Origin of the sequence: Stenotrophomonas sp. GD03680 (assembly GCF_029844625.1) — a bacterium.
GTDB lineage: Bacteria > Pseudomonadota > Gammaproteobacteria > Xanthomonadales > Xanthomonadaceae > Stenotrophomonas > Stenotrophomonas maltophilia_P.
In genome coordinates, this window is the sequence record NZ_JAOCKC010000039.1 from 1 (window position 1) to 16,969 (window position 16,969).

At 66.3% G+C, this 16,969-nt stretch carries 13 protein-coding genes and 1 pseudogene; 10 read left to right on the forward strand and 4 right to left on the reverse strand.

Going from position 1 to position 16,969, the window contains the following annotated elements:
• Nucleotides 1-207 precede the first annotated feature (207 nt).
• The 3 genes from N5J29_RS18885 to N5J29_RS18895 all read left to right on the forward strand — a co-directional run bounded on the left by N5J29_RS18885 (nucleotide 208) and on the right by N5J29_RS18895 (nucleotide 2,569).
• Entirely contained in the window at nucleotides 208-1,071 is an 864-nt protein-coding gene (locus N5J29_RS18885) for a pirin family protein (RefSeq protein WP_053518997.1), read from the forward strand.
• 121 nt (nucleotides 1,072-1,192) lie between these two features.
• Nucleotides 1,193-1,912 carry an aquaporin Z gene (gene aqpZ, locus N5J29_RS18890; protein ID WP_164151641.1) on the forward strand — a complete coding sequence of 240 codons (720 nt, stop codon included), beginning with the start codon at nucleotides 1,193-1,195 and terminating at the stop codon, nucleotides 1,910-1,912.
• A gap of 198 nt (nucleotides 1,913-2,110) precedes the next feature.
• The gene (locus N5J29_RS18895; protein WP_053518999.1) at nucleotides 2,111-2,569 is read left to right on the forward strand and encodes a hypothetical protein; all 459 of its coding nucleotides are present in this window, start codon (nucleotides 2,111-2,113) and stop codon (nucleotides 2,567-2,569) included.
• A 161-nt stretch (nucleotides 2,570-2,730) separates the two neighbouring features.
• Here N5J29_RS18895 and N5J29_RS18900 read toward each other — a convergent pair.
• Nucleotides 2,731-3,545 (reverse strand): annotated as a pseudogene (locus tag N5J29_RS18900) (pirin family protein).
• A gap of 269 nt (nucleotides 3,546-3,814) precedes the next feature.
• On the opposite strand from N5J29_RS18900, the gene N5J29_RS18905 reads away from it, so the two are divergent.
• Together N5J29_RS18905 and N5J29_RS18910 are read left to right on the forward strand one after the other, a co-directional pair.
• Nucleotides 3,815-5,896, forward strand: coding sequence for a carbon starvation CstA family protein (locus tag N5J29_RS18905; RefSeq protein WP_053519002.1), 2,082 nt, complete (start codon nucleotides 3,815-3,817; stop codon nucleotides 5,894-5,896).
• Nucleotides 5,896-6,120 carry a CstA-like transporter-associated (seleno)protein gene (locus tag N5J29_RS18910; RefSeq protein ID WP_053519004.1) on the forward strand — a complete coding sequence of 75 codons (225 nt, stop codon included), beginning with the start codon at nucleotides 5,896-5,898 and terminating at the stop codon, nucleotides 6,118-6,120. The genes N5J29_RS18905 and N5J29_RS18910 overlap by 1 nt, the downstream gene beginning before the upstream one ends.
• A 181-nt stretch (nucleotides 6,121-6,301) precedes the next feature.
• On the opposite strand, the gene N5J29_RS18915 is transcribed toward N5J29_RS18910, so the two are convergent.
• Nucleotides 6,302-7,552 carry a DUF819 family protein gene (locus N5J29_RS18915; protein WP_164151639.1) on the reverse strand — a complete coding sequence of 417 codons (1,251 nt, stop codon included), beginning with the start codon at nucleotides 7,550-7,552 and terminating at the stop codon, nucleotides 6,302-6,304.
• 131 nt (nucleotides 7,553-7,683) lie between these two features.
• Here N5J29_RS18915 and N5J29_RS18920 point away from each other — a divergent pair, with 131 nt between their 5' ends.
• Entirely contained in the window at nucleotides 7,684-8,070 is a 387-nt protein-coding gene (locus N5J29_RS18920; RefSeq protein ID WP_164151637.1) for a VOC family protein, read from the forward strand.
• A gap of 14 nt (nucleotides 8,071-8,084) precedes the next feature.
• Here the strand turns inward: N5J29_RS18920 and N5J29_RS18925 are convergent, their stop codons facing one another.
• Both N5J29_RS18925 and N5J29_RS18930 read right to left on the reverse strand, forming a co-directional pair.
• Nucleotides 8,085-9,371: a HAMP domain-containing sensor histidine kinase gene (locus N5J29_RS18925; protein WP_065174832.1), complete on the reverse strand. Its 1,287-nt coding sequence runs from the start codon at nucleotides 9,369-9,371 to the stop codon at nucleotides 8,085-8,087.
• Nucleotides 9,358-10,071 (reverse strand): response regulator transcription factor, encoded by a 714-nt coding sequence (locus tag N5J29_RS18930; RefSeq protein WP_065174831.1) that lies wholly within the window; start codon nucleotides 10,069-10,071, stop codon nucleotides 9,358-9,360. Before N5J29_RS18930 ends, N5J29_RS18925 begins: the two co-directional genes overlap by 14 nt.
• Before the next feature lie 131 nt (nucleotides 10,072-10,202).
• Between N5J29_RS18930 and N5J29_RS18935 the strand changes: the two genes are divergently transcribed.
• The 4 genes from N5J29_RS18935 to N5J29_RS18950 all read left to right on the forward strand — a co-directional run.
• Nucleotides 10,203-11,906: a glycosyltransferase family 39 protein gene (locus N5J29_RS18935; protein WP_065182656.1), complete on the forward strand. Its 1,704-nt coding sequence runs from the start codon at nucleotides 10,203-10,205 to the stop codon at nucleotides 11,904-11,906.
• A 111-nt stretch (nucleotides 11,907-12,017) separates the two neighbouring features.
• Entirely contained in the window at nucleotides 12,018-12,770 is a 753-nt protein-coding gene (locus N5J29_RS18940; RefSeq protein WP_164151635.1) for a phosphatase PAP2 family protein, read from the forward strand.
• Nucleotides 12,767-14,416 (forward strand): phosphoethanolamine--lipid A transferase, encoded by a 1,650-nt coding sequence (locus tag N5J29_RS18945; protein ID WP_164151633.1) that lies wholly within the window; start codon nucleotides 12,767-12,769, stop codon nucleotides 14,414-14,416. Before N5J29_RS18940 ends, N5J29_RS18945 begins: the two co-directional genes overlap by 4 nt.
• Before the next feature lie 594 nt (nucleotides 14,417-15,010).
• Nucleotides 15,011-16,969: M2 family metallopeptidase (locus tag N5J29_RS18950; protein ID WP_279924539.1), on the forward strand; the 1,959-nt coding region annotated here is incomplete at its 3' end.

A 16,969-nucleotide genomic window follows, 5' to 3' on the forward strand; every position in this document is an offset into this window, starting at 1 on the left:
CTCGATGGCGCCATCCATGGCGCCAACGGTCCCGCGCAACCCACCCGCCCGGCCCAAACACTGACTCGCATCCTGACCCGCATCCAGCAACCCAGCCACGAGGGGCTGCGCCGTTGGCTGGAACACCCTGTTACCCGCATGGGGCATGTGCCCGTCACGGCCGCATGCCATGCTGGCACTCTTGATCCCTGCCAGCGAGACGCCCGCATGACCACCATCATCGCCCCGCGCGTACACGACATCGGCGGCCTGGAAGTCCGCCGCGCCGTCCCCACCCTGCAGGCCCGCAGCATCGGTTCGTTCGTATTCGTCGACCAGATGGGCCCGGCCGTCCTTACCGCAGGTACCGGCATCGACGTGCGTCCCCATCCGCATATCGGCCTGGCCACCGTCACCTTCCTCTGGTCCGGCGCCATCGGCCACCGCGACACGCTCGGCTCGGACCAGGTGATCCGTCCCGGCGACGTCAACTGGATGACCGCCGGCCGCGGCATCGCGCACTCCGAACGCACGCCCCCGCCGGAGCGCGGTCACGACCATCCGATCCACGGGATGCAGACCTGGGTGGCATTGCCGAAGTCGCACGAGGAAGTGGAGCCGGCGTTCTATCACCACGCCGCCGCGACCCTCCCGGAGCAGCGCCGCAACGGTGCCTGGCTACGCGTGATCGCAGGCCGCGCCTATGGCGAGGAGTCGCCGGTGAAGGTCTTCGCCGACACGCTCAATGTAGCCATCGACCTCGATCCCGACGCGGAGATCGACATCGATGACGGCCACCGCGAGCGGGCGCTGTACATCCTCGAAGGCCAGGCGCAGCTGGATGGCGTGGACATCCCGGCGCAGCACCTGGTGATTCCCGAGGCCGGCGCGCGCGGCCGGCTGCGCGCGAAGACCCCGCTCAAGGCCATGCTGTTCGGCGGCGAACCGCTGGATGGCCCGCGTCACCTGTGGTGGAACTTCGTTTCCAGCTCCAAGGAGCGCATCGAACAGGCGAAACAGGACTGGGAAGCCGGCCGGTTCGGCAGCATTCCCGGCGACGACAAGGAGTTCATCCCGCTGCCGCAGTACTGAGCATCGCGCGCTGCACACACCCTGAGGTGTATCCCTCCACCGGCCTTTGACGCTATCGTCACTCGCCGGTCACTGAAATGTGACCTGTTTCACATTTTAGTTCATCAAAGGAGTGCAGTTCATGAGCATGGGTAAACGCTTGGCCGCCGAGTTCCTCGGCACTTTCTGGCTGGTTCTGGGTGGCTGTGGCAGTGCGGTACTGGCTGCCAAGTTCGGCGGCGACGGCAATCCGCTGGGCATCGGCTTCCTGGGCGTGGCACTCGCGTTCGGCTTGACCGTGGTCACCGGCGCCTACGCGTTCGGTCACGTGTCCGGCGCGCACTTCAATCCGGCAGTCAGCGTGGGCCTGTGGGCCGGCGGCCGCTTCCCGGCCCGCGACCTGGTGCCGTACATCATCGCCCAGGTCGCGGGCGGCCTGCTGGCCGGCTTCATCCTGCTGCAGATCGCTTCCGGCGCCAGCGGCTTCGCCATCGACGGCAGCCAGGCCGGGGCCTTCGCCAGCAACGGCTACGGTGCGCTGTCGCCCGGCGGGTACAGCGTGGCGGCCGCCTTCCTGTGCGAAGTGGTGCTGACTGCGGTATTTCTGGTCGTGATCATGGGCGCCACCCATGGCAAGGCATCGGCAGGGTTCGCTCCGCTGGCGATCGGTCTGGCATTGACCCTGATCCATCTGATCAGCATCCCGGTCACCAACACGTCGGTGAACCCGGCTCGGTCCACCGCGGTGGCGTTCTTCGCCGGCAGCGGCGCGGTCGGCCAGCTCTGGCTGTTCTGGGTCGCCCCCCTGCTGGGCGGCATGATCGGCGGCATCATCTACAAGTGGGTCGGTAACGACCGTTGAGTGCTGCCCGGACCATTGCGGCCGACAATCGGCCGCAATGGTTACGGTTGTAACCGCAATTTGTGCGGGCACTCACGTTCCGTTAAGGTCTGTTTGACCGCCTGTGCACATGCCCGGCGCGGATGGCATCCGGGGATGGGATGCCACGGCCGCCAGCAGCATGGCGGCGTCACACGACACGCCACCTTGGGGGGATGCATGAAGTTCGCGCCTGTTGTCCTGTCGAGCCTGTTGTTTGCCGCGGCCCAGGCCGCCGCGCAGGCACCCGCCGAATGTCCTTCGCTGCCGGCGAGCAGCGGCCTGAAATGGCAGCAGCAGGTGCAGTCGGACTTCCTGCTCTGCCGCGCCAGCACCGAGGATGGACGGGAAGTACTGAGCCTGATGCTGAGCGCACGCGATCCGGCGATTCCGCTCAGCCGCTCGCTGCGCCAGGAAAAAGGCAGTTTCGCCGGCGAGTCACTGTACTGGTACCAGCCCGATCTGGGTGGACAGCAGCCGCCGGGATACGCCGAACGACGCATCAGCGTGATCAAGCTGGACAAGGGCCGCTATGCGCAGATTGCCCTGTACCCGGGCAGCACGCAGGAACTGGGGTCGCTGCAGCAGTTGGCGCAGGGCATGAGCCTGACGCCCTCAGCCGTAGCCGCCGGACGTTGACGGTGACGGGGATGACTGCCTGGCAGCATCCCCGCCGGATCCGAGGAGTTGGCGGCAACGCCGGGCATGGCCTGATGGACGTCCTTTGCGCGTGCTGTGCCGGAGAGCCGCCGGGCATGGCCCGGCGCTACCGGCTTCCTCCTGGGGGGCGGCGTCGGCCCTCAGAACCTGCCTTCCTGGAAATCGACGAAGGCCTGCATCAGTTCCTGGCGCGTGTTCATCACGAACGGGCCATGCCGCATCACTGGCTCCCGCAGTGGCCGGCCGGCCACCAGAATCAGCCGCCCCCCTTCGCTGCCAGCCGAAACGTGCAGCTGTTCACCGCCACCGAGCACCGCCAGTTCCTGGCGCGCCACATCACGTGCGGCATCCTGCTCGCCGACCGTGATTGCGCCCTCGAAGACATAGGCAAACGCGTTGTGGCCTTCCGGAAGCGTGTAGGTCCAGGCACGATCGGCCTCGAGGCGGACGTCCAGATACAACGGATCGGTGGCCGGCTGCACGATCGGGCCGGTGGTGCCATCGACAGTACCGGCGATCACCTTCACCTCCACACCCGGCTCCGGCTGCACCACCGGGATGCGTTCCGGCGCGAACTCCTGGTACTTCGGGTCCGTCATCTTCTCGCGCGCGGGCAGGTTCACCCACAGCTGGAAACCGCGCATCTGCCCGCTTTCCTGTTCCGGCATCTCCGAATGCACCAGGCCCCGGCCTGCAGTCATCCACTGCACGCTGCCCGGGGTCAGCAGGCCCTCGTTACCGTGGTTGTCGCGGTGGCGCATGCGTCCGTCCAGCATGTAGGTGACCGTCTCGAAACCGCGGTGCGGATGCTCCGGGAAACATCCAGCAGCAGGAACGGATCCAGATCCGGCAGCGTCGGGCCGCCGATGACACGGGTCAGGCGCACGCCGGCGCCGTCGGACGTGGGCATGCCACGGATGGTGCGCAGGACGCGGACCGGTTCGGGAAGGCTCATGGCGACTCCTGTTGGATGGATGCCACTGAAGATGGACGCCGCGGCGCCGTCCGCCAATGGATGACGCCGCAACCGATTGTTCCATCCCTGGTGTTCGCCGGGCGTCATGCCGGCGGTTCCGCGACACGGATGTCTGCCCGCAGCCCATGCCGCACACGCGGTCACCACCTTCGTACGACCAAAGTACTACCGCCGATGGGCCCCGCACGCATTGACCCTGTAAAGGGCACGCGGGACTCTTTGAATGTCTTTCCGGGAGAGAGCACCTCATGAAAGGGTTTGCCAAACTGGGTTGGGCGGCACTCGCCCTGCTCGGCGCGTTCTGTCTGGGCACCGTGGCCTTGCGCCGCGGCGAACATATCAACGCGCTGTGGATCGTCGTCGCCGCTGTTTCGATCTACCTGATCGCCTATCGCTTCTACAGCCTGTTCATCGCCAACAAGGTGATGCAGGTGGATCCGACCCGGGCTACGCCGGCGGTGATCAACAACGATGGCCTGGACTACGTGCCGACCAACAAGCACGTGCTGTTCGGCCACCACTTCGCGGCCATCGCCGGCGCCGGTCCACTGGTGGGCCCGGTGCTCGCGGCGCAGATGGGCTACCTGCCCGGACTGCTGTGGCTGGTGGTGGGCGTGGTGCTGGCCGGTGCGGTACAGGACTTCATGGTCCTGTTCCTGTCCAGCCGGCGCAACGGCCGCTCACTGGGCGATCTGGTCCGCGAGGAAATGGGACAGGTGCCCGGCACCATCGCGCTGTTCGGCGCGTTCCTGATCATGATCATCATCCTGGCGGTGCTGGCGATGGTGGTGGTCAAGGCGCTGGCGGAAAGCCCCTGGGGCATGTTCACGGTGATAGCCACGATGCCCATCGCCATCCTGATGGGCATCTACATGCGCTACATCCGGCCGGGCAAGATCGGCGAGATCTCGGTGGTGGGCCTGGTGCTGCTGCTGGCCGCGATCTGGTACGGCGGCAAGGTTGCTGCAGATCCGGTGTGGGGCCCGGCCTTCACCTTCACCGGCACGCAGATCACCTGGATGCTGATCGGCTACGGCTTCGTCGCTTCGGTGCTGCCCGTGTGGCTGTTGCTGGCACCGCGCGACTACCTGTCGACCTTCCTCAAGATCGGCACCATCGTCGCTCTGGCCATCGGCATCCTGATCGTGATGCCCGAGCTGAAAATGCCCGCACTGACCCAGTTCGCCGCCAGTGGCGATGGCCCGGTGTGGAAGGGCGGCATGTTCCCGTTCCTGTTCATCACCATTGCCTGCGGCGCGGTATCCGGTTTCCACGCGCTGATTTCCTCGGGCACCACACCGAAGCTGCTGGCCAATGAATCGCACATGCGCTACATCGGCTATGGCGGCATGCTGATGGAATCGTTCGTGGCGGTGATGGCGCTGGTGGCTGCGTCGATCATCGATCCGGGCATCTACTTCGCGATGAACAGCCCGGCGGCGGTGATCGGTGCCGATGCGGCGTCTGCCGCGCACTACATCACCAACACCTGGGGCTTCACCATCACGCCGGAACAGCTGACCGCCACGGCCGCCGCGATCGGCGAACCGACGATCCTGCACCGCGCCGGTGGTGCTCCGACGCTGGCGGTGGGCATCGCAATGATCCTGCATGAAGCCATTCCCAGCGGCAGCGACGCGATGATGGCGTTCTGGTACCACTTCGCCATCCTGTTCGAAGCGTTGTTCATCCTGACCGCCGTGGATGCGGGCACCCGCGCAGGCCGCTTCATGCTGCAGGATCTGCTGGGCAACTTCATTCCGGCGCTGAAGAAGACCGAGTCGTGGACGGCCAACATCATCGGCACGGCCGGCTGCGTGGCGCTGTGGGGCTACTTGCTCTACACCGGCGTGGTCGATCCGTTCGGCGGCATCCAGACCCTGTGGCCGCTGTTCGGCATCTCCAACCAGATGCTGGCCGGTATCGCGCTGATGCTGGGGACGGTGGTGCTGTTCAAGATGAAGCGTGACCGCTACGCGTGGGTGACCGCGGTACCGGCCACCTGGCTGCTGATCTGCACCACCTATGCCGGCTTCATCAAGATCTTCGACAGCAACCCGGCGCAGGGCTTCCTGGCGCAGGCGCACAAGTTCCAGGCCGCCATCGCCAGCGATACGATCACCGCACCGGCCAAGTCGGTGGCGCAGATGCAGCAGATCGTGGTCAATGCCTACGTCAACACCGGCCTGACCGCGCTGTTCCTGCTGGTGGTGGGTGCGGTGCTGACCTATTCGATCCGCACGATCCTGGCCGCACGCCGCAATCCGCAGCGCAGCGACCGCGAGACCCCGTACGTGGCGCTGAAGCCGCATGAAATGGTGGATCTGTAATGAGCACGCAACTGGTTCCCGTTGGCCAGTACCAGGCGCACCGCCGCGTGTGGCGACGCCTGGTGCAGACCGCACGCCTGTGCTGTGGCATCCCTGATTACGACAACTACGTCCGGCACATGCTGGAGAAGCATCCGGACCAGGAACCGATGGACTACAAGACGTTCTTCCGCGAACGTCAGGAAGCGCGGTACGGCGGACGCAACGGCGGACGCTGCTGCTGAAAGGCATGACGGTGCTGGATCTGTTGTAGATCCACGCATCGCATTGAGTCCGGGGTCAGATCCGTTTCCTCCGGGAAACGGATCTGACCCCTTCTCTGCTCATGGGTCGGCATGAAGTGCATCCACGCATGGCGTGGATCTGCCGCAGATCGCGGGAAAGCGCAGCCATAGCGACCCGCGCTCAGCCGTTGGCCATCCACTTCAGGATCAGGCCGGTGACATAGGCCAGCCCGGTGCCGGTGGCATAGCCCACCGTGCCGAGCAGCACGCCGACCGGTGCCAGTGTCGGATGGAAGGCCGCAGCCACCACCGGCGCCGATGCCGCCGCACCGATGTTGCCCTGCGAACCAATGGCGAAGAAGAACAGCGGTGCACGGACCAGCTTGGCCACGGCCCACAGCACCAGCACGTGGGTCGCCATCCAGATCGCGCCGAGCAGGAACAGCCACGGCCGATCCAGCAGCGACAGCAGGTTCATCTGCATGCCGATGCAGGCGATCAGGAAGTACAGGAACACCGTGCCCAGGCGCGAGGCACCCGCCGCTTCCAGACGACGTGCGCGGGTGAAACTCAGGCTCAGGCCCATCGCGGTGGACAGCAGGATCACCCAGACGAACTGGCTGTCCAGGCTGAACTGGCTGGCCCAGCTGACGTTGGCCTTGAACCAGCCCGACAGCGGCGCGGCGATCGCGTGCGCCAGGCCGACACCGCCCAGGGCAACGCCGACGATCACCATCAGGTCGGTCATGCTGGGAATACGTGCGTTCTGCGCTTCATAGGCGCTGATGCGCGCCTTCATCTCGTCGATGGCACGGGTGTCGGCACCGTTGCGCGTGTCGATCTGCTGCGCGCGGTTGGCCAGGAACAGCAGGATCGCCATCCACAGGCTGGCGCAGGCCACATCGACCACGGCGAACTGCCCGAAGGTCGTGGCATCGGTACCGAAGATCTCGCGCATGGCGACCATGTTGGCGCCACCGCCGATCCAGCTGCCGGCCAGCGCCGCCATGCCAGCCCAGGTGTCACCGGCCACGGTTTCCGGGTGGATCAGCTTCATCACCTGGAACGAGACGATGGCGCCGAGCATGATGCCGGCGGTACCGGCACAGAACACGAGCAGCAGCTTCGGGCCGAGCTTGATGACCCCTTTGAGGTCGATCGACAGGGTCAGCAGGACCAGCGCGGCAGGCAGCAGCACATCGCGTGCGACCGGGTTGTACAGCGACGTGTTGTGGCCATCGATGACACCGGCGGTGTTGTAGATGGCCGGGATGAAGTAACACAGCAGCAGGGCCGGCACCCAGGCGAAGATCTTCTTCAGCAGGGGGGTGGGACCACTGGCGGCCCAGAAGATCAGGGCCAGGGTGGCAGCAATCAGGCCCAGGCCAACGATATCGTTGCTGATCAGGGCAGTAGCGGGTTCGGTCGGCATGGGATCCTCTGTCGATCGAAAGAGCGGAAAAAAAAGCGCCGCATAAGGCGGCGCGGGTCGAGATTAACACCCTCTTCACGGCGGGTCATGCTGCAGTGCCGGCCTCGCCTTCCCCGGTACGGAGCGTGTCCATGCAACTGGGGGCCTTCTCGGTCAGCCTTTCGGTCAAGGACCTGGCCGCCTCCCGCGCGTTCTATGAGGCGCTGGGCTTCTCGGTCACCGGCGGCGATGCGACGCAGAACTGGCTGGTACTGCGCAACAACGGTGTCGTCATCGGCCTGTTCCAGGGCATGTTTGAAGGCAACCTGCTGACCTTCAACCCGGGCTGGGACCAGCACAAGCAGGAACTGCCGCGTTTCCAGGACGTCCGCGAACTGCAGGCAGCGCTGGATGCGCAGGGTATCGCGCTGCAGGTTCGGGCCGATCCCGACAGTGAAGGCCCCGCCTTCCTGCAACTGATGGATCCGGACGGCAACGTGATCCTGGTCGACCAGCATGTGCCGCGGCCGAAGGCCTGACCCCGCGACTGCGATCATCCGCCTGGGCGCGAAGCACCGAAATCCAGCGTGGCCTGCGTCCCGCGCGGCTCGCAGGGCTGCAGCTGCAGGGTCCAGCCAAGGTGCTCGCACAGGCGCGCGATCAGGTCCAGGCCGATCCCGCCACGATCGACACGCTCTCCCCGGGCCATGCGTGCGTGGATCGCAGCGATCTCCTCCGGGCTCATGCCATGCCCCGGGTCCTGCAGGGTCAGCACCGCCGAAGCGCTCAGGCGCAGTTCGATGTGCCCGCGGCCGCTGTTCTCGATCGCGTTGCGCAACAGGTTGCCGATCGCCGCCTGCACCACCGCCAGCGGGGCAACGATGTCCACCGGCGCGGCCTGGATACCGATGCTCAGGTCCTTGTCGCCCAGCAGATGGCGATGATGCTCGACGATGTCCGGCAGCAGCTGGTCCAGTGCGATGCGCTCGGCACGCGCCGCCAGCCGCGCCGGATCGCGCGCAAGCACCAGCAGCAGTTCGATCAGCTGCTCCACGCCCTGCGCGGTGCGCAGCACGCGCTGGATCTGCTGCCGGGCACGGTCCGGCAGGCCCGGCTGCTCCAGTGCCAGCTCGGCGGCGCCGGTCATCACCGCAATCGGGGTGCGCAGCTCATGGCTGGCAGTGCTGATGAACACCCGCTCGCGTTCCACGAACTGCTCGTTGCGTTCGAGGTAGTCATTCAACGCATCGGCGATGGTGTGCAGCTCGGAACTGCCACGCGGGTCGACATCGATGCGCTGGCCCTGCGCGCCCGGCCGCAACGCGCCGATGCGCTGCGCCAGCAGGCTGAGCGGACGCACCATGCGCTCCATGCCGAAGGACGCCATCAGCACGGTGACGAAGATCATGATCACCCCGGCCAGCATCACCCACCGCGTGGCGAACTGCTCAAGGTCGTGGAAGTCGGAGATGTCCAGCACCAGCGCAACGCGCCCCATCGAGTCCGTATCACGCACCATGACCGCCGTTTCGCGGTCCTTCACCATCACCCCGTCATGCAGGCCGGGATGCAGGGTGCGCAGGCTGTCAGGCAGGTTCACCGCGTCGAAACGGTACAGGCTGAGCGTGTCCGAGTCCTGCCATCGATAGTGTGGCTCGTGCTCGACATGCTCGACGATGCTGTCCAGTTCGGAGTTGAGCAGCGCGCGCCAGGCGGCGTGTTCGGCGTGCTCGTGCACATAGTTGCCTACGCTGAACACCGCCAGCGAAAGCAGTGCCAGGTAGCCCAGCAGCCACCACAGCACGCGGCGGTACAGCGGGCCGGGTCTACGCACCTTCATCGTCATTCCTGCCGGCCTCGGCGGCGGTGGGCAGGGCCAACCGGTAGCCGACCCGCGGCAGCGTGTGGATCAGCTTGTCCACGAACGGTCCATCCACGCTGCGGCGCAGTTCGTAGACATGCGAGCGCAGCAGGTCGCCGTCCGGTGGCTCGTCGCCCCACAGGGCGAATTCGAGCTGCTGGCGGGTGACCGCGCCGGGGCTGGCGCGCATCAGCACTTCCAGCAGCTTGCGGCAGGCCGGATACAGATGCAGGACCTGTCCGGCGCGCTGCGCCTCCAGGGTCGCCAGGTCCAGCACCAGATCACCCACCTGCAGCCGCTTGCGGGGGTTGCGTCCCTGTGCCCGCAGCAGCAGGGCCTCCAGCCGCACTTCCAGCTCCGGCAACGCGAACGGCTTGGTCAGGTAGTCATCAGCGCCGGCACGGAAGCCGGCAATCTTGTCCGGCAGTTCGTCGCGTGCGGTCAGCATGATCACCGGCACCTCCGAGCCATGCTCGGCACGCAGGCGGCGCAGCACTTCCGGCCCCTCCATCCGGGGCAGCATCCAGTCCAGGATCACCGCGTCATAGGGATGGCTGCCCGCCAGATGCAGGCCGGTGATGCCATCGGGAGCCACATCCAGCACATGACCGCGCGACTCGAAGTAGTCGAACAGATTGGCCACCAGCTGCCGGTTGTCCTCGATCACCAACAGGCGCATGCATGAAAGTTCCACGGAAGTTCGTACCATGGTAGCGCCACGCATGTCGGAATGAGGTCGCCCCGGCGATACTCCGACGCTTTTCCCACCCCCGCCGCCTCAAAATGGCCGTTTTGCTCCCGGAGCCTGCCGTGCCCGTAGCCCTGCCCCGCCGTTGGCGCCTGCCCCTGCTCTGGCTGTTGATCATCGCGGCACTGGCTGCCGGCATCGGCATGCGCCAACCGCAGCCACCGGACGAACCCCGCTTCGTACTGGCCGCCAGGACCATGGTGGAAAGCGGGGAGTGGCTGCTGCCGCACCGTGGCAGCGAGCTGTATGCGGAGAAGCCGCCGGTGTTCATGTGGCTGCAGGCGGCGGCCTACGAAGTGGTGGGCAGCTGGCAGTGGTCGTTCCTGCTGCCTTCGCTGCTGGGGGCCCTGCTCAGTCTGTGGTTGGTGTCGGATCTGGCACGCCGACTGTGGTCGCCGCGCCACTCCCTCTATGCCATCGGCGCCCTGTTCTGCACCCTGCAGTTCGGCCTGATGGCCAAGCGTGCGCAGATCGATATGGTGCTGGTCGGGATGACCACGCTGGCCCTGTGGGGCCTGCTGCGGCATCTGTGCGAGCGACGCAATGTGCCGGCGCTGTGGCTGGCCGGCTTTGCCGCCGGCCTGGGCACGGTGACCAAAGGCGTAGGTTTCCTGCCGCTGCTGATGGTGCTGCCCTGGTTCGGCTGGTGGCTGTACCAGCATCGCCGCGGCCGTCGGATCGAAGGCCCGCACCCGGCGACCCTGCTGTGGCTGATCCCTGCATTCCTGCTCGGCGTGGCCGTCTGGCTGGCCCCGCTGGGCTGGGCCCTGCTGCACGAACCCAGTGCCTCGCTGCAGTCCTATGCGCATGAACTGCTGTTCAAGCAGACCGGCACCCGCTATGCCAATGCCTGGCACCACCGGCAGCCGGTCTGGTACTACCTGCAGGTGATCCTGACACTGTGGCTGCCGGGTGCCCTGTTGCTGCCGGTACTGGCCCGCCCGTGGTGGCGGCGCCTGCGCCGTGGCGACCGCCGGCAGTGGCTGCTGCTGGGGTGGGCGCTGCTGGTGCTGGTGTTCTTCAGCGCCAGCCCCGGCAAGCGCGAGGTCTACCTGCTGCCGATGCTGCCTGCCGTGGCCCTTGCCGCCGCGCCCCTGCTGCCCGGCCTGCTGCGCAGGCTGTGCGTGCGCCGGTATCTGTTCGGTTACAGCCTGGTGCTGATGCTGGCAACCGCCGTGCTGGGCGTGATGCTGCTCACCGAAAGTCACTGGGCGCAGGCGCAGCTGCAGCGGCGTGCGATGCCCGACACCCTGCTGCCGGTGCTGGGCGACGGCCTGCTGACGTTCGCGATCGCCGTGGCTACCCTGGCCGTGTGGTTGCGCGTGCGGCGCGCCGCCACCCTGGTACTGCTCACCCACGGCCTGCTGTGGATGCTGTACGGCCTGGTGCTGATTCCGGCGCTCGACCCCTACGCCTCGTCGTCGGCGCTGATGCGCCGGGTCGGCGCGAGGATCGGCCCCGATGCCGAACTGGCACTGGTGGCCTGGCGCGAACAGAACCTGCTGCAGGCCGACCGCGCCGTGCGCGAGTTCGGCTTCAAGCGGCCCTGGCCTGAACAGTGGCACGACGCCGGCCCCTGGCTGGCCGAAGCACCCGACCGGCGCTGGCTGCTGGTACTCGACAAGGCCATGAGTCCCTGCGTGGATGCCGCCCAGGTGATCGACATCGGCGTCGCCAACCGCAACCGCTGGCAACTGGTGCCCGGCACTGCCTGGGATGCCGGCTGCCACGCCGAGCGGGCCGGCGCCAACGAAGAAGAAGACTGAATCATCCCCCACGCGGGCCGGCGGTTAACCCGGCCCGAACGCAGGTCCGACCCTTCTCCGACATCAACCTGACGAGCATGGCGCCGGTTCATCGTCACGGTGTTTTCCTGCATGTCCGTCCGTCCTCCCGTCTCCGGGGTTGCTTCGGCCTACTCCACGCTGGCATCGCGGTTCGCCGTGACCCACCTGTGGCTTCCACTGCTCATCGTGCTGCCCCTGTTCGCCGTGTTCATGGAAGGGGGAGCCGATCAATGGCTGGCTGACCACCTGTTCCGGTTGGAGGGCGGCCGCTGGGCACTGCAGGACGCGTGGTTCACCCGCTCGCTGGTGCACCGGGGCGGCAAGTGGTTCAGCACCGCCGCAGCGCTGGTGGTGATACTGCTGAGCTTTCACCACTGGCGCCACGGACGTGATCGCACCCTGCGATGGGCGCTGCTTTATGTCGTAATTGCCCTGGCGCTGGGAACCGGCGGCGTGTCGCTGCTGAAGTCGCTGGTGCCGATGGACTGCCCGTGGGATCTGCTGCGCTACGGCGGCCACCAGCCTTATATCGGGCTTTTCAGCCATCGTCCGGCCGACATGCCGGTGATCGCGTGCTTTCCCGCCGGCCATGCCAGCGCCGGCTATGCCTGGCTGAGCCTGTACTTTTTCGCCCTGCTGTGGCGTCCTGCCTGGCGCTGGACCGGCCTGGCACTGGGCCTGGGCAGCGGGCTGCTGTTCGGCATCAGCCAGCAGCTGCGGGGTGCACATTTTCTGTCGCATGACCTTGCCACAGCCCTGCTGTGCTGGCTGCTGTCACTGGGGCTGTACGTTCTGGTCCGCCATCACCTGGACCGCACCAACCGCCTGGAGGCGAACGCATGAATGCTTCGGTTCAACGCTCGCTCCGTGTGCCATCGCTGGCCGGACTGCGCAGCTGGCGGCCACAGCTGTCCACCGAGGCGTTGATCGCGCTGACCAGCCTGTTCTTCGCCCTGGCCGGCAACGGCCTGTTCTGGCGCAGCGCGATGGCCAGCCACCCGGAGAGCCTGCGCTACGCGGTGTCGCTGCTGCTGTTGCTGCTCGGCACGCATGGCCTGCTGCTGGGCCTGCTGGTCTGGCGCTGGAACGCCAAGGTGGTGATCAGCGCGCTGCTGCTGGTAACGGCCTTCGCCGCCCACTACATGAGCCGTTACCACATCTATCTGGATGCGGACATGCTGCGCAACGTGCTGGCGACCGATCCGAAGGAAAGCCGCGAACTGATGACGGTCTCGCTGCTGTGGCCGGTACTGCTGCTGGCGGCACTGCCGATGGTGGTGGTGTGGCGGGTGCAGCTGCAGCGGCGCAGCTGGGGCCGCAGCCTGCTGTGGCGGCTGGGCTTCCTGGCGATGGCTGCGGTGACCGCCGTTGGCGGTGCGCTGATCTCGTTCCAGGACGTTTCCGCGCTGATGCGCAACCAGCGTGAAGTGCGTTACCTCGCCACCCCGGCCAACGTGCTGCTGGGTCTTCCACGTGCACTGCGTGGCGACAACCCGGTGCAGCGCGCGCCGAAGCTGCCGATCGGCACCGACGCCAAGGCCACCCCACGCGCTCCGGCGAGCAAACCGCGGCTGCTGGTAATCGTGATGGGCGAGACCGTGCGTGCGCAGAACTGGGGCCTCAACGGTGGCCGCAACACCACGCCGGAACTGGCCCAGGCACCGGTGATCAACTTCCCCGACATGCACTCCTGCGGCACCAGCACCGAAGTTTCGCTGCCCTGCCTGTTCTCGCCATGGGGACGCCACGACTACGACGAGAAGAAGATCCGCGCGCACCAGTCGCTGCTGCACGTACTGAACCGCGCCGGCATCGCACCGCTGTGGCGTGACAACCAGTCCGGCTGCAAGGGCGTGTGCGAAGGGCTGGACTTCCAGTCGCTGTCCGATGCGACCACCCCGGGCCTGTGCGCCGACGGCCGCTGCATGGACGAGATCCTGCTGCAGGACCTGGCCACCCAGGTGCGTGCCAAACCCGGCGACCGCGTGGTCGTGCTGCACCAGCTGGGCAACCATGGCCCGGCGTATTTCGAGCGCTATCCGGCCGCCTTTGCCCGCTTCAAGCCAACCTGCGACACCCGTGACATCGGCCGGTGCTCACGCGAAGAGATCACCAACAGCTATGACAATGCCGTGCTGTACACCGATCATTTCCTGAGCAAGACCATCGGCACGCTGCAGGGCATGCAGGACTACGACACAGCGATGATCTACCTGTCCGACCATGGCGAATCGCTGGGTGAGAAGGGCCTGTACCTGCACGGCGTGCCCTATGCGATCGCCCCGGCCGAGCAGACCCGCGTACCGATGACGATGTGGTTCTCGCCGGGCTTCGCCAGCAGTCGCGGGCTGGACCTGCAATGCGTGCGCAAGCGTTCGGCAGCGTATACCGACCACGACAACCTGTTCCCGTCGGTGCTGGGCCTGATGCAGGTGAAGACGGCGCTGTACGAGCGCGATCGCGACGTGTTCGCCGGCTGCGAGAGTTGAGGGGGGTTCGGCAGGGCTTGCAGCCCTGCACCCGCAGAAGCCGAGGCAACGTCAAAAGCCGAAGCGCATTCCGTGGGATGGCGGGGCACTGTGGGTTCGCGGGGACGGCGCAAGTACGTCCATGTAGCCTTGGTCGCGCCATCCATGGCGCTCACACCCCGCAAACCCACAGTACCCTGCCTTCGACAGGTTCACTCCGCTGTTGGTAGGTGAAATTCCGGGGTCAGATCCGTTTTCCTGCGGAAAACGGATCTGACCCCAATTTGATTGTCGATACCTGACAGATGTGCCGACCAAGGTCGACACCCACCAACAGCCGCCGCGATCTGTCAGAGGTGGGGCGGTGTGGGATTGCAGGACCGTTGGCGCCATGGATGGCGCCATCGAGCCCCCATGGATGGGTTTACGGCGTGTCCTGCAAGCCCACACCGCCCCGCCATCCCACGGATAGCCCGCTGTTGCTGTTGCTTTGGCCTTTGCCCTTGCTGGAAGGCTTCTGCGGGTGCCGGGCGCGGCCCGGCCGACTTCCGCCACTTGCGGTGGCAGCGCCTGCCCACTAGCCTTCGGCCGTCGTTCACCACCCAAGGACCGCCCGTGAAACACCGTCATCTCCTGCTGGCCGCTGCTGTCGCCGCCGCCACGCTGGCCCTGGCTGCCTGCAAGAAGGAAGCGTCCCCCGGCGCCGAGACCGCCGGCAGCAGCGCACCGGCCGGCGAGACCGCCGACCAGTTCGTTGCCCGCATCAATGCCGAATACAAGGCTGCCTATCCGGAGATGACCTCGGCGCAGTGGCTGTCTTCCACCTACATCAACAGCGATTCGGAGCGCATCGCGGCCAAGGCCAACGAGCGTTCACTGACCCAGCTCAACAGCTGGATCGAGCAGGCCGCGAAGTTCGAGGGCCAGCCGATGAGCGCAGACAGCAAGCGTGCGATCCATCTGCTGAAGCTGATGTCCTCGATGCCGGCACCGCGCGACCCGGCCAAGCTGGCCGAGCTGACCCAGATCGCCACCCGCATGGAGGGCAGCTACGGTGCCGGCAAGTACTGCACCGATGCCAACGACCCGGCCTCCTGCCGCCAGCTGGGGGAACTGGAACAGGTGCTGGCACGCAGCCGCGACTACGACGCGCAGCTTGATGCCTGGCAAGGCTGGCACAGCACCACGCGGAACATGCGTGGCGACTACCAGAAGTTCGTCAGCCTGGTGAACGAAGGTGCCAAGGGCATGGGCTTCACCGATGCCGGGCAGATGTGGCGCAGCGGCTATGACATGCCGCCGGAGCAGATCGGGCCGGAAACCGACCGCCTGTGGGAGCAGGTCAAGCCGATGTACGAGCAGCTGCACTGCTACGCGCGCGGCAAGCTGGACAAGACCTACGGCAAGGACAAGGCCGAGGTGGGTAATGGCCTGATCGCCGCGCACCTGCTGGGCAACATGTGGCAGCAGGACTGGTCCAACCTGTGGGACCAGCTGGAGCCCTATCCCGGTGCCGGAAGCCTGGACATCACCGCCGCACTGGAAAAGCAGTACCAGACCAACCTGAGTGCTGCGCTGGCCAAGGCCGGCAGGGATGCCAGCGTCGCGGGCCAGTACAGGGCCCAGCGCGAGGCCGAACTGCGTACCGCGAAACAGATGACCGAGCGCGCACAGGATTTCTACGTGTCGCTGGGCATGCCCTCGCTGCCGCAGTCGTACTGGGACAAGACCCAGTTCATCAAGCCTGACGACCGTGACGTGGTCTGCCACGCCAGCGCCTGGGACATGAACATGGAAGGCGATGTGCGCACCAAGATGTGCATCAAGCCGAACGAAGAGAACTTCACCACCATCTATCACGAGCTGGGCCACATCTACTACGACCTGGCCTACAACCCGTTGCCGCCCCTGTTCCAGGGCGGCGCCAACGATGGCTTCCACGAAGCAATCGGCGACACGATCGTGCTGGCGATGACGCCCAAGTACCTGAACTCGATCGGCCTGGTTGACGCACCGCAGGAAAGCCGCGAGGCCGTGATCAACGCGCAGATGCGCATGGCACTGTCGGGCGTTTCATTCCTGCCCTTCGGCCTGATGATCGACCGCTGGCGCTGGGGCGTGTTTGACGGATCGATCACCGCCGACAACTACAACAAGGCATGGTGGGACCTGAAGGCCAAATACCAGGGCGTTGCCCCGGCCAGCACCCGCGGCGAGGAGTTCTTCGATCCGGGCGCGAAGTACCACGTGCCGGGCAATACGCCGTACACCCGCTACTTCCTCGCCCGCATCCTGCAGTTCCAGTTCTACAAGGGCCTGTGCGATGCATCGGGTTACAAGGGCCCGCTGCACGAGTGTACCTTCTACGGCAACAAGGAAGCCGGCCAGAAGTACTGGGCGATGCTCAGCAAGGGCGCCAGCCAGCCGTGGCAGGCCACGCTGAAGGAGCTGACCGGCACCGACAAGCTGGATGCCGGCCCGATGATCGAGTACTTCAGCCCGGTCAATGAGTGGCTCAAGCAGCAGAACGAAGGCCAGATGTGCGGCTGGCAGGCCAGCGCTGCGGCCCCGGTG